Below are 15,346 nucleotides of genomic sequence, written 5' to 3'. Positions count from 1 at the left end.
GATCCATGAGTCACCATCAGTCAGTTCGCGCACTCGACAAACCGCACCCTCAGCAGGTAGTCGTCGTGGCCGTAGTCGAGGGCCACGGTCAGCGCGCGGATACGCAACCGCGCGCTGACGCGCGGAATGCGTGATGTGGCCGGCCGCAGTCCCATGCTGTCGGCGAGCGCCTGCGGGCCAGCCTCGATGCTTGCTGCCGTTTCACGCGCCCGCCGCGGGCGGCTGTGGCCGATCAGCGGCCACGCCGTGGGCCCGGCCTGGGTCAGGTCCAGCCACGATGACAGCGTGCAGCCCGCGAGGAACCCTGGCGGGGGCGGCTGAGCCCGGCTCATCAGGCAGTCTCCGCGAGCAGCGCGGCGCGGAGCTGGCTGGGATTGACGAAACGGCCGTCGCCGGTGGGCGCCGAGAGCCTGTAGGGCCCAGGGCGCCCGGTGACCGTAGGCCGGGGTACGGCGAGGTAATAGGTGTTCTCGAGCCGTTCGGTCTCGCCGATGGCGTCCCAGTCGATGCCCACAGGGACGAGGAAGTAGAGGCTCCGGCCGGCAGGATCGTGGATGACCGGGCCGGGCACCTCGGCAGCGGCTGTGAGGCCCTCGCGCTCCGGCGCCTCGGCGGCTGACCACCGCTTCCCGAGCGGTAGCAGTGCGATTCGTGCGCTGCTGAACCACCGCCGCGTCCGGTCGGAATTCATGTCAGCAGATGCTAGCCCATCCTCGGCTGCCCTGATCGAAATGTCGGACACGCGCGGATCCCCTCACTCGACGGATGAGTGACGGGATCCTCCCGCGTACAAGTGTGGGGGTTCCTCACAAAGTGTGCGGATGATTTTCTGTCACGAAACTTGACGGAGGGTCACACGCCCGTCCATCGAGCGAACGCGGCGACTGCGTTGCTTTGGTGACGGTCCAGACGGACAAGCGTTGCGGCCGTATGCCGCACCGTCGGATGGAACCGGGTGTGTGCCGGGCTGGTGGCCCGCGCCCGTACCAGATCGGCGAACGCTCCGCTGCGGTTTCCTTCTGCCAGGCGTGCCGCCGCGACGTCGATGTGGTGGTGCGACGCCCGCTCCGCGGCGATGCCATCGGGCAGCTCCCACTCGGTACGGTCCTGCTCGGCTCCCCACTCCCGCAGTCGGGCCAGGGCCTGCTCCGTATCCCCCGAGTCGATCAGAGCCGCCACCTCGTGGATCCGCACGTTCGTGGGCCCGAACGACATCTCGTAGTGCGTTGTGTCCCGCTGCACCATGCCGGCAGCGGCAGCTGCCTCCGCCAGTCGCTGCGCAGACCGCTCTGGCGCTCCGTCCCGTGCTTCCAGGATCGCCAGCTTCAGCAAGATCGCGCCCTGTATCGCTGTCTGCGCTTCCGACAGAGCAGCCTCGGGAGCCAGACGCTCCACTTCCTGCTCCAAGCCCTCGAGGAGCCGCCGGGCCGATCCGAACGCGGCCATGCGGACCATCGCGCCGGCCTTGAGGTACGCAGCCGTGACCTGCATGAGCGCGTCGCCGGAGCGGTCGGCCGCCCAGTGCACGCGCTCCACCGCCGTCAGGCTGAGGTCGTGGTACCCGAGCTTGTGCGCGAGTGAGTTCGTTGCCCGGTACCCGCGTGCGAGCCACCAGAACGCACGGCGCTGCTCGTCACCACGGGCGGCGAGGGCCACGTGAGTCAGCTCTGAGAGCAGGCCGGGCAGAAGCGGGCCCATCGGTACGTACTGGCCGTCCTGCCGCATCCGCGCCACGTGATCCATCTCGGCGGCCAGCACCGCGAGTGGGCGTGGAGCGGTGATCAAATCGTCCGGGTTGTCGTAGGTGAGGAGTACGCGACGCAGCTCGGGGATGACCGCCTGGACCTGGTCGTCGGTCTCGGCGCCGCCCAGGTAGGGCTGCCCGGTCAGCCGGTCGGGCCCGACGTGGAGGTGGCGCGCCAACTGGGCGATGACGCCGGGCGGGGGGTTCCGGTCGCCGGATTCGTACTTCTCCAGCGTGCTCACGCTGACCGCGATTTTCCCGGCGAGTTGGCGCACGGTCAGCTGCCGGACCTTGCGCACCTCACGAATGTTCTTCCCGATGTGACGTGCTGCCATGGCTGTTGCCCCCAGTACGTGTGTTCGGGATGCCAGGCTACGAGCCGCACAAAGACCCGTCGGCATCATCTGCGTAAACTCTCGCGGTCGTCGCCAGGTTCCCACCCACGTGCGGCCCTGGGGAAGAACGAAAGAGTGCCCTCCGCCCGAGCCTGCATGCTGGGACGGAGGGGCACGGCGGAGCAGGTGGGCACGCGGACGTGGCGGGCGAAAACTCGCGGCCCGGGCCCCCCGCTCGCGCGGGGACTACCGTCAGCCGGGGGCCTGCCGGTTCGCGGAGCGGGGACCACCCCCGCTCGCGCGGGGGCTACGGTCGGAGAGCATCCGACCGGGGGCCGTCGGCGTTCCCGGCGTGGTTCCGGGGTCCTGCCTCGAAGGCCACAGGTCCCCCGGGGGCGAGCGCCGGACGCGTCGGTGAAACGACTCGTTCCTAAGCGACCGCGAGGACGATCTTGCCCTGGATGTGCCCCCGGGCGGCGCGTTCGTGCGCTGCTCGGGCGTCCGCGAGCGTGAACGTGCTGTCGATCGCGGTGCGGACCGTGCCCGCGTCGAGCAGGCGTCCCAGTTCGGCCAGCTGCGCGCCGTTCGAGCGGACCTGCGTGCCCGTGACCGTGACACCCAGCCCGGCGGTCTCTTCCTCGTCGAATTCGCCGAAGAAGACGGGGAAGTGGGAGCCGCCGCGCTTGAGCGTGCGCAGGAAACGCTTGCTGCCGGGGCCGCCGACGGTGTCGAGAACGACGTCGGCGTCGTGTACGAGTTCCTCGGGGCGGCTCTTGGTGTAGTCGATGAACCGGTCGGCGCCCAGCTCGCGCAGGAACGCTTCGTGCGCGCCCGACGCCACCGCGATGACCCGTGCGCCCTTCCACTTCGCCAGCTGTAGCGCGAAGTGCCCCACCCCGCCCGCCGCGCCGTTGACGAGCACCGTCACGTCGGCGTCCAGCGGTACCGGGCGATGCCGCGCCGCCTGGAAGGGCGAGGGGTGATCGTGCCCGAGGTCGATCAGGAACTGCCACGCGGTGAGCCCGGCCATGGGCGCCCCGGCGGCGTGCACGTGATCGATGCCGGCCGGCTTGAGCGCGAGGTCCGACGCGGGAGCGGCCACGTACTCGGCGTAGGTGCTGCCGTCGAAGCTGGGGAAGCGGAGGAGGCCGAAGACTTCGTCGCCGACGGCGAAGCCGGCCACATCCGAGGCGACGGCCTCGACGACGCCCGACAGGTCCGTCCCCGGGATCACCGGCAGGTCGAACGCCGGCCTCGTCTCCGGAGGCAGGTTGGACATGCCGTCGCGCAGGTACCAGTCGGGGGGATTGACGCCGACCGCGTGGACGCGTACGAGCACCTCGCCCGGCCCCGGCTCGGGAACCGGCACCTCTTCGTACCGCAGAACCTCGGGGCCGCCGTGCTCATGGAGCCGGACCGCTCTCATCGTGGGTGTCGGCATCGTTTTCTCCTGCCCGTGCTGCGGGATACGCTTATCCGGATCAGCGATCCATATAAATGGACCACTGATCCGAATATATGGACCACTGATCCGGATAGTCAAGAGGGGCAGATGCGGGCCGACGCCAGGAAGAACCGCGACCACCTGCTCGCAGTAGCGGGCACCGCCATCGGCGAGCAAGGCGTCGAGGTGTCCCTGCGTGACATCGCGCGCAGGGCCAATGTCGGGCTCGCGACGCTGCTGCGTCACTTCCCGACGCGCGAGGCGCTGCTCGATGCCCTGCTTCGCACGAGCTTCGACGCACTGACGGCGAAGGCCGACGAGTTCGCGACGTCGAGGCCGCCCGAAGACGCTCTCGTCTCGTGGCTGCGCGACTGCGTCGCGTGGACAACCGAGTACCGGGGTGTGACCGTCCTCATGGCAGCCGCCATCGACGACACCGAATCCGCGCTGCACGCTTCGTGCGTCACCCTGCGCGCGGCCGGCGCACGGCTCCTCGCCCGTGCCCAGGCCGCGGGCGCGGCGCGGACCGACATCGATGGCGCCGATCTGTTCGCGCTGGTGGCGGCGCTCGCCTGGCTGGGCGACCAACCCTCGCTCGCGCCGCGCGCCGACCACCTCTTCGAGGTGGTCGCCACCGCGATTCTGACGAGCGCGGGAAGCGGCCGGGCCGAGGCGGAATGACACCCCCGGACCCGTAGCCGAGAGGGGACCGGCTCACCGGCGGACGCGGCGCCCCGGCCGGCTGCTGACCGGCGCTGCCGGGCCCCCGCTCCGGAAAGTGCGGCGGCCAGATGCTGCGGTCGGCGCGAGAACGTCGCACCCTTGGCCGTATGAGTGGTGTGAGCATATGAACGAAGTGCCGATCGTCGTACACCGAGCGTCCGGGACGGGGGGCCGGCGGGTGACCGTGCGGGGGCGGATCATGGGGCTGGCCCACTCCGACGACCACCTGATCGAGTTCCTCCGGCAGGCCGGGCTGCCCGATGCCTGGGAGTTGCTGGACGACCCCGCCTGGGTGGAGTGGCAGGGCGGACCCGCACACGAGTACGGCGCCGAGGGATGAGCCGGGTCAGGCGCGGAGGGGGCCTGGCGACTGCGCGGAGGACGGGCGGAGGAAGGTGAGTCGGGTCACTCGGACGGATGTACGGGGATACGCTCTGCCGATTGTCAGTGGCTGGCCGTAGCCTTGTTCCTATGTTCGCTTCCTCATCCATTTCTTCTTCCGGTGCCCGGGGCGCCTTACGTGGTGCCCGCGTGGCCCGGCCCATCAGGTCCGCCGCTGTGGTCAATGAGGAGATCCGCGCCTTGTGGACGCGGTCCGGTGGCGTGCTCCTCCCCGCTGACCAGGAGCGTTATCAGCGACTGCTGGTCGAGTGGGCCGCCGCGGTGCGGGCCGATGTGCTGGAGGCCGCCTGACCCGCTCCGGCAGGGGGTGGTCATGACCGTCCTCCGGATGCCGTAGAGTTGTCTTCAACGGCGCGGGGTGGAGCAGCTCGGTAGCTCGCTGGGCTCATAACCCAGAGGTCGCAGGTTCAAATCCTGTCCCCGCTACTGGAAGAAAACGAAGGCCCGGATTCCTGGTGAATCCGGGCCTTCGTCGTGCGTGCGACGCGATTCCGGCGGCTTCCCCCGGCGGCGGTTCGGGCGCGGGAGGGCACGACAAGCCATGACAAGCCCTGACAAGTACCGTGAAAAGTACGGCTGTGCTGTACGGGACGTCACCGGGACCTCGCCGGGACGCGGGCCGGGCGACCGGCACCCGGCACCGGGCCCGGACCGTAGCCCACTCGGCCGACGGTGAGTCGCCGCCCCCGGCGGTGACGGCCAGCCTGGGTGGACGCGGTACCGTCCGCAGCCGCGAGCGGACCGGGCAGGAGACGACTGGTGGGGAAGCTGAGCAAGCTCTACGCGAGCATCGGCGGCCACGGCCGGCGGGCCGGTGGCGGCGGTGCGTTCTGGGCGGCCGACGGCGCGGGCTTCTGGGGGCCGGGCGACCTCGGCGAGGAGCACGCGAAGCACACCCGCCGCGGTCGCGACTCGTGGCGGCGGCCCGGTGCGCGCGGTCGGGCCGGGCGCCGGATCGTGACGTTCCTCCCGGCCCTCGTGATCATCGGCGGCATCGTCCTCGACATCTCCACCCCGACCCGGGTGACCGCCGCGCCCCTCTTCGCCGCCGCGCCGCTGGTCGCCGCGCCGTTCTATCCGCTGCTCGGCACGTTCCTGGTCTCCGTCATCTCCCTGGTCGCCGAGATCGTGCTCCACATCCGGGCGAATTCGCTGATGACCCTGGAGTCGCTGAGCCAGCTGCTGACCGTGCTGGTCGTCTCCCTGCTCGCCCTGTACATCACCGGCGTCGTCAGACGCAGCGGTGAGCGGCTCGCCTCCGCCCGCATCATCGCCGAGACCGCCCAGCGCGCCGTACTGCCCAGACCCGCCGAGCGGATCGGCGGGCTGCGGATAGCCGCGCGGTACGAGGCGGCGCAGGAGGGCGCCTTCATCGGCGGTGACCTGTTCGCCGTACAGGACACGCCCTACGGGGTGCGGCTGGTGGTCGGAGACGTACGGGGGAAGGGGCTGGAGGCGGTCGAGGCGGTCGCCGTGCTCATCGGCGCCTTCCGCGAGGCCGCCGAGCAGGAGGCGTCGCTGGAGGGGGTGGCGCGGCGGCTGGAGCGCGCGCTGCTGCGCGAGGGGACACGGCGGGCCGGGGTCGATGTCTTCGAGGGGTTCACCACGGCCGTGCTCGCCGAGATCCCGCACGGTGAGGCCGTGGTGCGGCTGCTCAACCGGGGGCACCCCGAACCGCTGATCATGCTCGGGGACGGGGGCGTACGGATTCTGGTCCCGAGCGATCCCGCGCTGCCCCTCGGGATGAGCGAGCTGGGCTCGTGGCCGGACCGCGCCGAGCAGAAGCCGTACCCCGACGGTGCGACGCTGCTCTTCTACACGGACGGGCTCACCGAGGCGCGCGACCGCGAGGGCGTCTTCTACGCCCCGCGCGACCGGCTGGACGGGCGGATCTTCCCGGGGCCCGACGAACTGCTCCAGGCGCTGATCGACGACGTACGGCTGCACACCGGCGGCGGGAGCCAGGACGACATGGCGCTGCTCGCGGTCAGCAGACCCTCGCCGACGCAGCCGGAGCGGCGCAGGACGATGCCGATCGTTCCGTGAGCGCGCCGCCCCCGCGTGGTCCTTCCGTGAGCGGGCGAGCGGCACCGGCGTGGCCGTTCCGTGAGCGGACGGGCCCCGTCGCGCGATCACCACGCTGTGTGATCGCCGGATGCCCCTCCGCATAACAGATGACACACCATCAGAAACGTGAAAGTGCCGGACGGCCGGTCAACTCGCCCGTTTGAGCGCTCTTGTGTCCCGGTGTGTCCGTTGCGAAGTTGTTAACGATCATCGGGAACAGCTTGGAATAACGCCCTGGTCTCTATTAACGTTCGATAACGCAGCGCGGTTGTCCCAGCCGTCGCCAGAGATGGCACCGTGCCGCACGCGCCGAATCCCGCGAGGGAACCGGGGAACCATCAATTGGGGTGAATCGGGAGCTTTCGCTGCCTTGCGCGGGCAGCGTGAACCCTCGTAGGAGACCTTCCTGCTCCGAACCCGTCAGCTAACCCGGTAGGCGAGAAGGAAGGAAAGGAGTGCGCCCCAGTGGCGTCCAACAAGCCTGCCCTCGAAGGGCCCGTAGCAACCGTCGCACCGGCTGACAATCTCCCCTACGGCCATGGCCTGGGCGAGAGCGGCGAGGCGGAGAGGTCCTGGGGTGAGTGGAACCCCACCGAGGAGACCGTCCGCCCCGTACGCGGCCGGCACCGCGTCGCCAAGCAGCGCGGACTCGCCCGCAGCTCCACGGTCCTCGGCGTGGGTGTCATCGCCGCCGTCGGCGCCGGAGGCATCGCCACGGCCCAGGACAAGCCCGCCGTCTCCATATCCCTGCCCGATGTCATCGCGGACAATCTCCCGGACGCCACATCCCTTCCGGGCATGGGGTCCTCCTCCACCGCCGAGCGGGACACCGCGTCGGAGGTTCTGGCGCAGGCGCCCCTCACCTCCGCCGGTCTGACGGCCGCGGACAGCGAGCAGGGCACCACCGCCGGCGAGGCGCTCCGCGCCCGTATCCTCCAGCAGGCCGAGCAGCAGCAGGCCGAGGCCGACGCCACCCAGAAGGCGGCCACCGAGACCGCCGCAGCGGTCGAGGCCGCCTCGCAGGCCAAGAAGCAGCAGACCGCGGCCGAGAAGGAAGCCGCGGAGGCGAAGGCGAAGGCCAAGGCGGAAGCCGAGGCCAAGGCGGAGGCGGAGCGCCTCGCCAAGCTGGCCGCCAGCTACGCCCTTCCCACCTCGTCGTACACGATCACCTCCACCTTCGGTCAGGCCGGCTCGCTCTGGTCCTCCGGCCAGCACACCGGCCTGGACTTCGCCGCCCCCACGGGCACGCCCGTCAAGGCCGTGCACAGCGGCACCGTCAAGTCGGCGGGCTGGTCGGGTTCGTACGGCTACCGCACCGTCCTGGAGCTGGATGACGGTACGGAGATCTGGTACGCCCACCAGTCCTCGATGACCGTCACGGCGGGCCAGAAGGTCTCCACCGGCGACGTCATCGGCCGGGTCGGCGCCACGGGCAATGTGACCGGGCCCCATCTGCACCTGGAGGTCCACACGGCCGGCGGCGCCGGTGTCGACCCGATGGCCTGGCTGCACGGCAAGGGCATCAACCCCTGACAACCCCGGCCGGTTCCGGGTCCGCTCCCCGGACCCGGCCCCCTCCCGCCCCGGGCCGATGCCGGTCTTCAGGACGTCGGGCCGGGGAATGGGACGGCCGCGTTCCGCGTTGGAACAACGCATGACTGAACTGCGTACGCTCGGAAAGTCCGACCTCCAGGTCTACCCGCTCAACCTCGGCGGCAATGTCTTCGGCTGGACCGCCGACGAGAAGGAGTCGTTCGCCGTACTCGACGGGTACACGGCAGTCGGCGGCAACTTCATCGACACCGCCGACACGTACACGTCCTGGATTCCGGGGCACCAGGGCGGTGAGTCGGAGTCCGTCCTCGCGAAGTGGTTCGCCGCGCGCGGTAACCGCTCCGACGTGGTCCTCGCCACCAAGGTCGGCGCGCACCCCCGGTACAAGGGGCTGTCGGCGGCCAACATCAAGGCCGCCGCCGAGGCGTCGCTGACCCGCCTGGGCACGGACTACATCGATCTCTACTACACGCACTACGACGACGAGTCCGTGCCCGTCGAGGAGATCATCACCGCTCTCGACCAGCTGGTGCGGGAGGGCAAGGTCCGCGCGATCGGCGCCTCCAACATCAGCGCCGAGCGGCTCAACGCCTCACTCGCCTTCTCCGAGCGCGCCGGGCTGGCGCGCTATGTGGCGCTCCAGCCGCACTACAACCTGGTCTCCCGCGACACCTACGAGGGCGAACTCCAGGACACCGTGGCCGCACACGGGCTCTCGGCGGTCCCGTACTACGGGCTCGCCGCAGGCTTCCTCACCGGGAAGTACCGGCCGGGCACGACCGTCGACAGCGCGCGGGCCGGCGGCGCGGCGAAGTATCTGGAGAGCGACCGGGGCGTGAAGGTCCTCGGCGCGCTCGACCGCGTCGCGCAGGCGCACGGCGCGGAACTCGCGACCGTCGCCCTGGCCTGGCTCGCGTCCCGGCCGACCGTCGTCGCGCCGATCGCCTCCGCCCGCTCGACGGACCAGCTGCCCGCGCTGCTCGCGGCGGCGGAGCTGAAGCTGACGGAGGATGAGCTGGCCGAGCTGACGGCCGCGTCCGAGTAGCCCGCCCGACCCCGCCGGAGCATGGCCGTCCGCGGCGCGGCGGGGTACGTACGCGGGTACCCTTCCGCGCCGGGTATCAGTACTGGCGGTACGGGTTGTAGCCGTCGTAGTCGATGTACGGCGGCGGTGCCCACACCCGGCCGGTGGCCCGCGCCGCATGGGTCAGCGCGGGCCCGGCTATCTCTCCGCGCTGCCACAGATGGTGCAGCAGCTCCCGTTCCCGTTCGGCGAAGTCCGGTCCCACCGCGCCCCGCCGGGCGCGGTGGCGCAGAAAAGCCAGAGACGTCGCGAACGCCTCGTACTCCCCGACCGAGTCGGCCGCCCTCGGCCCGAACGTACGCCCCGCGAAGTCCCGCGCCATCCGCCGCGCCCGCATCGAGGAGAGCGCGTGGGGCGCCGCCGGGTTGATCCAGCCGGCCCTGGCGTACGCGGGCAACTCCCCGGCTATCGTGCGCAGCTCGCGCTGGCGGCTCCAGATCGCCAGCCACGTCAGCAGGGCGAAGGCCGGCACCATGAACGCCGCGTAGACCGCGTAGAAGCCGAGCGGGCCGAAGAGGTCCACCGAGCCGTTCCACAGCGCGTGCATCCCCATCGCGAGCACCAGACCGAGCAGCGGGAACGCGACCCGGCGGACCTTGCGGCGCCGGTCGGCCGCCGCCGCCAGTCCGAAGCCGAGGCCCGTGAACACGGTGAACAGCGGATGCGCGAACGGCGACATGACGATCCGTACGAAGAAGGTCGCGGCGGTGACGGACGCGAGACCCGAGTCGCCGGTGTGCTGGTCCTCGCCGAAGGCGCTGCCGAGGTAGAGGATGTTCTCGGTGAACGCGAAGCCGGTGGCGCTGAGGCCCGCGATCACGACGCCGTCGACCAGACCCGTGAAGGACCGTCCGCGGAAGAGGAAGATCAGCAGGATCGCCGCCGCCTTGACGCTCTCCTCGACGACCGGGGCGATCACCGTGGCGCCCAGTGACTCCGCGCCCGCCGGGTCCGCGGTGGCGGTGGCTATCCACTCCGTCGCGAAGGAGTTCGCGATGATCGCGACGAGAGCGGCGGCGAACGCGCCCCAGGAGAAGGCGAACAGCAGATTCCGCCACGGCTCCGGCTCCACCCGGTCCAGCCAGCGGAAGGCGGCCACGAGCAGGGGTACGGGCAGGACGGCCAGACCGAGGCCGACCAGGAAGCCCTGCGTCCCGGTCTCGTCGCGGACCAGCGCGAGGATCACGAGGGCGCACAGGGCGAGCGCCACGATCACGCCCCCCGTCCGCACCGCCCGACGCCGCCAGAACGCGCCGCGCGGCCGGTAGCGCCTGCGGGCGGGCTCGGGCACGGCGCTCCACAGCTCGCCGAGACGCTCCTGCTGCTCGTAGACAGGGATCGCCGGACGGTGGCCGAGGCGCTGCGAGGACGGTTCTGACACCCGATGACCCTAACGAGGGGCACTGACAGCGGTCGACGGAGTGGGGGGTGAGACGCGGGCCGCGTGCGGGGCCCCGCGTACGCCCACCGGGCGCCGGCCCGGCGTCAGCCGCCCGCGCGGCGGAACAGCAGGTCGTGCACCACATGCCCCTTGTCCAGCCCCTGGCCCTCGAACCGGGTCAGCGGCCGGAACGCGGGCCGTGGCGCGTATCCGCCGCCCGGCTCGGTGTTCTCGTAGCCGGGGTGGGCCGTCAGCTCCGCCAGCATCTGTTCGGCGTACGGCTCCCAGTCGGTCGCGCAGTGCACCACGGCGCCGGGCTTGAGCGGGCCGGCCGCCAGCGTGAGGAACTCCGGCTGGATCAGCCGCCGCTTGTGGTGCCGCTTCTTGGGCCACGGATCGGGGAAGTAGACGCGCAGTCCGGCGAGCGAGGCGGCCGGCAGCATCTCCCTGAGCAGGATGATCGCGTCGCCGTTGGCGACCCGGACGTTGGAGAGCCCGTTCTCCTCCGCCAGCCGGAGCAGATTGCCCTGACCCGGGGTGTGCACGTCGACGGCGAGGATGCCGGTGCCGGGGTCGGCGGCGGCCATCCGCGCCGTCGCCTCGCCCATGCCGAAGCCGATCTCCAGGACGACCGGCAGGCCGCCGAACATCTCGTCCAGGTCGAGGACGCGCTGCCCGTCGATATCCGTGCCCCACGCGCCCCACAGCCGGCGCAGCGCCTCGGCCTGGCCGGTGGTCACCCGGCTCCGGCGCGGCTGGAAGCTGCGGATACGCCGCTCGAAGTGGGAGCCGGCGGGGTCGGCGGCCGGGCCCGTGCCGTCGGGGAACAGCCGGCTCATGGGGTGGGCGCCGGCCGCGCCGGTCACGTCGCTGATCTCGGGCGCCTCGGCCATGTCGTTCATCCGTCTCGGTCTGCTGGGTCTGCTCGGTCTGCTGGGTCTGTTCGGTGTGTTCGGCGCGTCAGGTCTGTTCGGCCGGTCGGCTGCCCCGATACGCCGGTGCGCCGGCCGGTGCGCCGGCTGGTTCACCAGAGGCGGCCCGGTGCTCCGGTGCTCCGGTGACTCGGTGGTCCGGTGCTCCGCGCGTGCCCGGCCGCGGTGCCCCAATTCTACGGAGCCCGCCGAGTGCCCCCGGCGCCCCGCCCGCCAGGGGGGCCGCCCCCCCGCTCATCCCTCCGCCAGCGCCGCCAGCGCCAGCGCCGCCACCTCGCGCCCGATCGGCAGCGACGCCGTCGCCGCCGGGGACGGCGCGTTCAGCACATGGACCGTACGGGGCGCGCGCCGGATCACGAAGTCGTCCGCCAGGGTGCCGTCGCGCAGCACGGCCTGGGCGCGTACCCCGGCCGCCGCCGGCCGCAGGTCCGCGTCCGTGACCGCCGGGAGCAGCCGGCGCACGGCCGTCGCGAAGGCGCGCTTCGACAGCGAGCGGCGCAGCTCGCCCGCGCCGTACCGCCAGTGTTCGCGCGCCGTACGCCAGGTGCCGGGCCAGCCGAGGGTGGCGGCCAGCTCAGCGGGGCGTACGGCGGACCACGTGTAACCCTCGCGGGCGAGGGCGGGGACGGCGTTGGGTCCGACATGGACGGTGCCGTCGACGGACCGGGTCAGATGCACGCCGAGGAACGGGAACGCCGGGTCGGGCACCGGGTAGACCAGCCCCCGTACCAGCTCCGGCCGGGCCAGCTCGTAGTACTCGCCCCGGAAGGGGATGATCCGGGCGCCGGGGTCGTCGCCCGCCAGCCGGGCGACGGTGTCGGACTGGAGCCCCGCGCAGTTCACCAGGGCGCGCGCCCTGACGGTCTCCCCGGCGTCCGTGCGGACCGCGACGCCCCAGGCGCGGCGGTCGACGGCCGTGACCCGCGCGCCGTACCGCACGGACGCGCCGGACTCCAGCGCCGAGGCGGCGAGCCGCTCGGCGACGGCCGTGAAGTCGCACACCCCGGTCGTACCGACCCGGATCGCCGCGAGGCCCCGCACCTGCGGCTCGTACTCCACGATCTGCGCCGGGCCCAGCTCGCGCACCGGAATGCCGTTCTCCCGGCCGCGCTGGGCCAGGGCGTGCAGCCGGGGCAGCTCGTCCCGCCGGGTCGCGACGATCAGCTTGCCGGTGATCTCGTGCGCGATGCCGTGGCGCTCGCAGAAGGCGATCAGCTCGGCGGAGCCGCGCACCGCGTACCGCGCCTTGAGCGAGCCGGGGCGGTAGTAGACGCCGCTGTGGATCACTCCGCTGTTGTGGCCGGTCTGGTGGCGGGCCGGGCCCCGCTCCTTCTCCAGGACGACCACGCGGGTGCCGGGTGCGGCGCGGGTGAGCGCGTACGCCGTCGACAATCCGACGATGCCGCCGCCGATCACCAGGACATCGCAGTCGAACCCCGCGCGCCGGAAGCCCGGTCGCGCGACCTCGGCGCCCCCCACCTCCGCGTCTCCGCCCGTCACGCGTCACCTCCCACCCCGCGTCACCTCCCACCCCGCTATGTGCACTGGCCCGCGGACGACCTGCTTAAACCACGAGCGTGCACAGGGCGGAGCCCCCTCCGCACCTCGGCCGCCGGCCCCGCTCCCGCCCCGGCCCGCGGCAGGTGGGGCATACCGGCGGGTACGACCGGAGGCATATGTCGTACCTGCCGGTACGCCCGTTCCGCCGGGCGGTCAGGCCGGCGCCATCAGGAGCGGTCTGGCCCGCTCCCGCAACTCGACGACCCGGGGCTCGTCGCCGTACGGCTCCAGCCGGTGCAGCAGATCCCGTACGTACTCATTGGTGCGCGCGGAGGAGATCCGGCCCGCCACCTCCACGGCGCGTGTGCCGGCCGCACATGCCGCGTCGAGGTTGCCCGACTCCAGCTCGGCGACCGCGCTGACGACGAGCCGCAGGCCGTGCGAGCGCACGAACTCCTCCGTCGGCCGGGACAGCGCCGTCTCCGTGAACCGGCGTACCTGACGTGGTGCCTTCAGGTCCCGGTAGCACTCGGCGGCGTCGGCGGCGAACCGGTCGTACGAGTAGAACCCCAGCCAGGACGGGTCGGAGTCGCCCTCGCGGGAGCGCTCCAGCCAGCCCTCCGCCGCCTTGAGCGACGCCCCGGCCGCCGCCGCGTCGCCCGCCTTGGCGTGCGCCCGCGCCTCCACCAGCCGGAAGAAGCTCATGGTGCGGGCGGTGGCCAGGCCCCGGTTGCGCTCCAGGGCCGCCTGGGCGAGATCGACGCCCTCGTCGGCGAAGCCGCGGTAGGTCGCCTGGAGCGACATGGAGGCCAGGACATAGCCGCCCAGCGGGACGTCGGCCGCCGCGCGCGCGAGCCGCAGCGCCTGGATGTAGTAGCGCTGCGCCGCCTCCTGCTGCCCGGTGTCGAAGGCCATCCAGCCGGCCAGCCGGGTCAGCTCGGCGGTGGCCCCGAAGAGGCCCCGGCCCACCTCGTCGCTGTACGCGCCGAGCAGCAGCGGTGCCGCGTCGACCCGCAGACACTCGGGGACCATCGACGAACGCCAGTCCCCGCCGCCGTACTTGGAGTCCCAGCGCCGGGCGTCCGACGCGGCCTCCCGCAGCTTGGCGACATCGCTGTGGCCGACCCGTAGGATCTCGCCCGCGGCCTCGGCCCCTTTGGCCTCGGCGTTCTTGGCGTCCGCGGCCCTCGCCTCCGCACCACCGTGCCCGTTCTGCGCGGCCTGCCCGTTGTGCTGGGCCGGTCCGCCGTTTCCCGCGCCGTGCGCCCCCCGCGCCGCCTCCGCCTCCGCCGCGTCACGTGCGACGGAGGAGTCGGCGGGCGTTATCAGCCACCGGGAGGCCGGCGTCGCGTAAGCGCTCACTGAGAAAGATCCGGCCAGCGACTGCCAGATGCCGCCGCTGCCCGCCCGCCGTCCCGCGAGGTCCAGCCGGTACAACTCCGTGGCGGTGCGCACCGCTTCCCGCACGTCGCGCGGGAAGGCCAGTCCGACCTCGGGGGCCGGATCCGCGTCCGCGAGACCTATCTCGTGGAGCGGGACGGGGCGTCCCAGTTTGGCTCCTATGGCGGCGGCGATGAGATGGGGCGCCGCACCCTGCGGAACCATCCCCTTCGACACCCATCTCGCCACGGAGGTCTTGTCGTAGCGAAGGGTCAGACCTCGCTGGGCCCCGAGGTCGTTGACCCGCCGGGCGAGGCCGGCGTTGCTGATTCCCGCGAGGGCGAGAACGGTTCCGAGTTTTTCGTTCGGCCCTCGTTGCTCTCTGGACATGCGCCACCCCTCGACACAGACGGCCGCCGCGTCGCGGCATAGGCGCGCGGCATTCGTAAACCCAGCGTAGTTCGCCACATCCGGGCCGTTAAGGGGCGGACTTCCGGATGGCGGGATTGTTGTCCGTACGCGGATCGCGGCACAGGCGTCCGGACGGTGCCCCGTGCTCCCGGCGTGTGGCCGTGCGCCCGGCCGTGCGCTCTTGGCCGGGAAGGAGCGTCCGGGCTTCCATGAGACCTGCGTGGGTCGGCCCACTGCGTACTGGAACGAGTGGGCTGGGGGATCCCGCCGCCCCAATCCCCGCGGGCGGTGGATCAGTCCGGGAGGCGGGATTCGCCTCCCGGACTGAACATATGACGGCGCTCAAGCGCCGTACTGGGCACGGAGATTGGCTGAATGCTGCCTATGGG

The 15,346-nt window shown here is 71.9% G+C and carries 14 protein-coding genes, 1 tRNA gene and 1 riboswitch; of the genes, 7 read left to right on the top strand and 8 right to left on the bottom strand.

Features of this window, described 5'->3' with window-relative positions; genetic code table 11:
- Positions 1 to 20: 20 nt before the first annotated feature.
- From ACFY6S_RS21515 to ACFY6S_RS21500, 4 genes are all read right to left on the bottom strand, one after another.
- Positions 21 to 332 (bottom strand): hypothetical protein, encoded by a 312-nt coding sequence (locus ACFY6S_RS21515; protein ID WP_388823942.1) that lies wholly within the window; start codon positions 330 to 332, stop codon positions 21 to 23.
- Positions 332 to 691, bottom strand: coding sequence for a hypothetical protein (locus ACFY6S_RS21510; RefSeq protein WP_388823940.1), 360 nt, complete (start codon positions 689 to 691; stop codon positions 332 to 334). The genes ACFY6S_RS21515 and ACFY6S_RS21510 overlap by 1 nt, the downstream gene beginning before the upstream one ends.
- Positions 692 to 852: 161 nt before the next feature.
- The gene (locus ACFY6S_RS21505; RefSeq protein ID WP_388823938.1) at positions 853 to 2,079 is read right to left on the bottom strand and encodes a helix-turn-helix domain-containing protein; all 1,227 of its coding nucleotides are present in this window, start codon (positions 2,077 to 2,079) and stop codon (positions 853 to 855) included.
- Positions 2,080 to 2,509: 430 nt separating this feature from the next.
- Entirely contained in the window at positions 2,510 to 3,520 is a 1,011-nt protein-coding gene (locus ACFY6S_RS21500) for an NADP-dependent oxidoreductase (protein WP_388823936.1), read from the bottom strand.
- 111 nt (positions 3,521 to 3,631) lie between these two features.
- Here ACFY6S_RS21500 and ACFY6S_RS21495 point away from each other — a divergent pair, with 111 nt between their 5' ends.
- The 7 genes from ACFY6S_RS21495 to ACFY6S_RS21465 all read left to right on the top strand — a co-directional run bounded on the left by ACFY6S_RS21495 (position 3,632) and on the right by ACFY6S_RS21465 (position 9,314).
- Positions 3,632 to 4,204, top strand: coding sequence for a TetR/AcrR family transcriptional regulator (locus tag ACFY6S_RS21495; protein ID WP_388824823.1), 573 nt, complete (start codon positions 3,632 to 3,634; stop codon positions 4,202 to 4,204).
- Positions 4,205 to 4,370: 166 nt separating this feature from the next.
- The gene (locus tag ACFY6S_RS21490; RefSeq protein ID WP_388823934.1) at positions 4,371 to 4,586 is read left to right on the top strand and encodes a hypothetical protein; all 216 of its coding nucleotides are present in this window, start codon (positions 4,371 to 4,373) and stop codon (positions 4,584 to 4,586) included.
- 191 nt (positions 4,587 to 4,777) lie between these two features.
- Positions 4,778 to 4,939 (top strand): hypothetical protein, encoded by a 162-nt coding sequence (locus ACFY6S_RS21485; RefSeq protein ID WP_388823932.1) that lies wholly within the window; start codon positions 4,778 to 4,780, stop codon positions 4,937 to 4,939.
- 61 nt (positions 4,940 to 5,000) lie between these two features.
- Positions 5,001 to 5,074, top strand: a tRNA-Met gene (locus ACFY6S_RS21480).
- A 528-nt stretch (positions 5,075 to 5,602) separates the two neighbouring features.
- Complete coding sequence (locus ACFY6S_RS21475; protein WP_388824820.1) at positions 5,603 to 6,694, top strand: PP2C family protein-serine/threonine phosphatase; 1,092 nt, start codon at positions 5,603 to 5,605, stop codon at positions 6,692 to 6,694.
- Between the two features lie 318 nt (positions 6,695 to 7,012).
- Positions 7,013 to 7,169, top strand: a riboswitch (cyclic di-AMP (ydaO/yuaA leader).
- 11 nt (positions 7,170 to 7,180) lie between these two features.
- Entirely contained in the window at positions 7,181 to 8,248 is a 1,068-nt protein-coding gene (locus ACFY6S_RS21470; RefSeq protein ID WP_388823930.1) for a M23 family metallopeptidase, read from the top strand.
- A 121-nt stretch (positions 8,249 to 8,369) separates the two neighbouring features.
- Positions 8,370 to 9,314 carry an aldo/keto reductase gene (locus ACFY6S_RS21465; RefSeq protein WP_388823928.1) on the top strand — a complete coding sequence of 315 codons (945 nt, stop codon included), beginning with the start codon at positions 8,370 to 8,372 and terminating at the stop codon, positions 9,312 to 9,314.
- Positions 9,315 to 9,390: 76 nt separating this feature from the next.
- Here the strand turns inward: ACFY6S_RS21465 and ACFY6S_RS21460 are convergent, their stop codons facing one another.
- The 4 genes from ACFY6S_RS21460 to ACFY6S_RS21445 form a co-directional block, all read right to left on the bottom strand.
- Positions 9,391 to 10,734 (bottom strand): PrsW family intramembrane metalloprotease, encoded by a 1,344-nt coding sequence (locus ACFY6S_RS21460; protein ID WP_388823926.1) that lies wholly within the window; start codon positions 10,732 to 10,734, stop codon positions 9,391 to 9,393.
- A 104-nt stretch (positions 10,735 to 10,838) separates the two neighbouring features.
- Entirely contained in the window at positions 10,839 to 11,573 is a 735-nt protein-coding gene (trmB, locus tag ACFY6S_RS21455) for a tRNA (guanosine(46)-N7)-methyltransferase TrmB (RefSeq protein ID WP_388824817.1), read from the bottom strand.
- Positions 11,574 to 11,900: 327 nt separating this feature from the next.
- On the bottom strand, positions 11,901 to 13,145 hold the full coding sequence (lhgO, locus tag ACFY6S_RS21450) for an L-2-hydroxyglutarate oxidase (protein WP_388824814.1): 1,245 nt from the start codon (positions 13,143 to 13,145) through the stop codon (positions 11,901 to 11,903).
- Positions 13,146 to 13,379: 234 nt separating this feature from the next.
- Positions 13,380 to 14,936: an MFS transporter gene (locus tag ACFY6S_RS21445; protein ID WP_388823924.1), complete on the bottom strand. Its 1,557-nt coding sequence runs from the start codon at positions 14,934 to 14,936 to the stop codon at positions 13,380 to 13,382.
- Positions 14,937 to 15,346: the final 410 nt, after the last annotated feature.

Origin of the sequence: Streptomyces sp. NPDC012835, assembly GCF_042900885.1 — a bacterium.
Taxonomy (GTDB): Bacteria; Actinomycetota; Actinomycetes; order Streptomycetales; family Streptomycetaceae; genus Streptomyces.
Note: the sequence above shows the minus strand (reverse complement) of the source record. Positions and strands in the feature narration are given on the sequence as shown.

Coding starts and splice junctions, on each gene's coding strand:
- ACFY6S_RS21515 (WP_388823942.1), bottom strand. CDS start 332: ATGAGCCGGGCTCAGCCGCCCCCGCCAGGGTTCCTCGCGGGCTGCACG.
- ACFY6S_RS21510 (WP_388823940.1), bottom strand. CDS start 691: ATGAATTCCGACCGGACGCGGCGGTGGTTCAGCAGCGCACGAATCGCA.
- ACFY6S_RS21505 (WP_388823938.1), bottom strand. CDS start 2,079: ATGGCAGCACGTCACATCGGGAAGAACATTCGTGAGGTGCGCAAGGTC.
- ACFY6S_RS21500 (WP_388823936.1), bottom strand. CDS start 3,520: ATGCCGACACCCACGATGAGAGCGGTCCGGCTCCATGAGCACGGCGGC.
- ACFY6S_RS21495 (WP_388824823.1), top strand. CDS start 3,632: ATGCGGGCCGACGCCAGGAAGAACCGCGACCACCTGCTCGCAGTAGCG.
- ACFY6S_RS21490 (WP_388823934.1), top strand. CDS start 4,371: ATGAACGAAGTGCCGATCGTCGTACACCGAGCGTCCGGGACGGGGGGC.
- ACFY6S_RS21465 (WP_388823928.1), top strand. CDS start 8,370: ATGACTGAACTGCGTACGCTCGGAAAGTCCGACCTCCAGGTCTACCCG.
- trmB (WP_388824817.1), bottom strand. CDS start 11,573: ATGAGCCGGCTGTTCCCCGACGGCACGGGCCCGGCCGCCGACCCCGCC.
- ACFY6S_RS21445 (WP_388823924.1), bottom strand. CDS start 14,936: ATGTCCAGAGAGCAACGAGGGCCGAACGAAAAACTCGGAACCGTTCTC.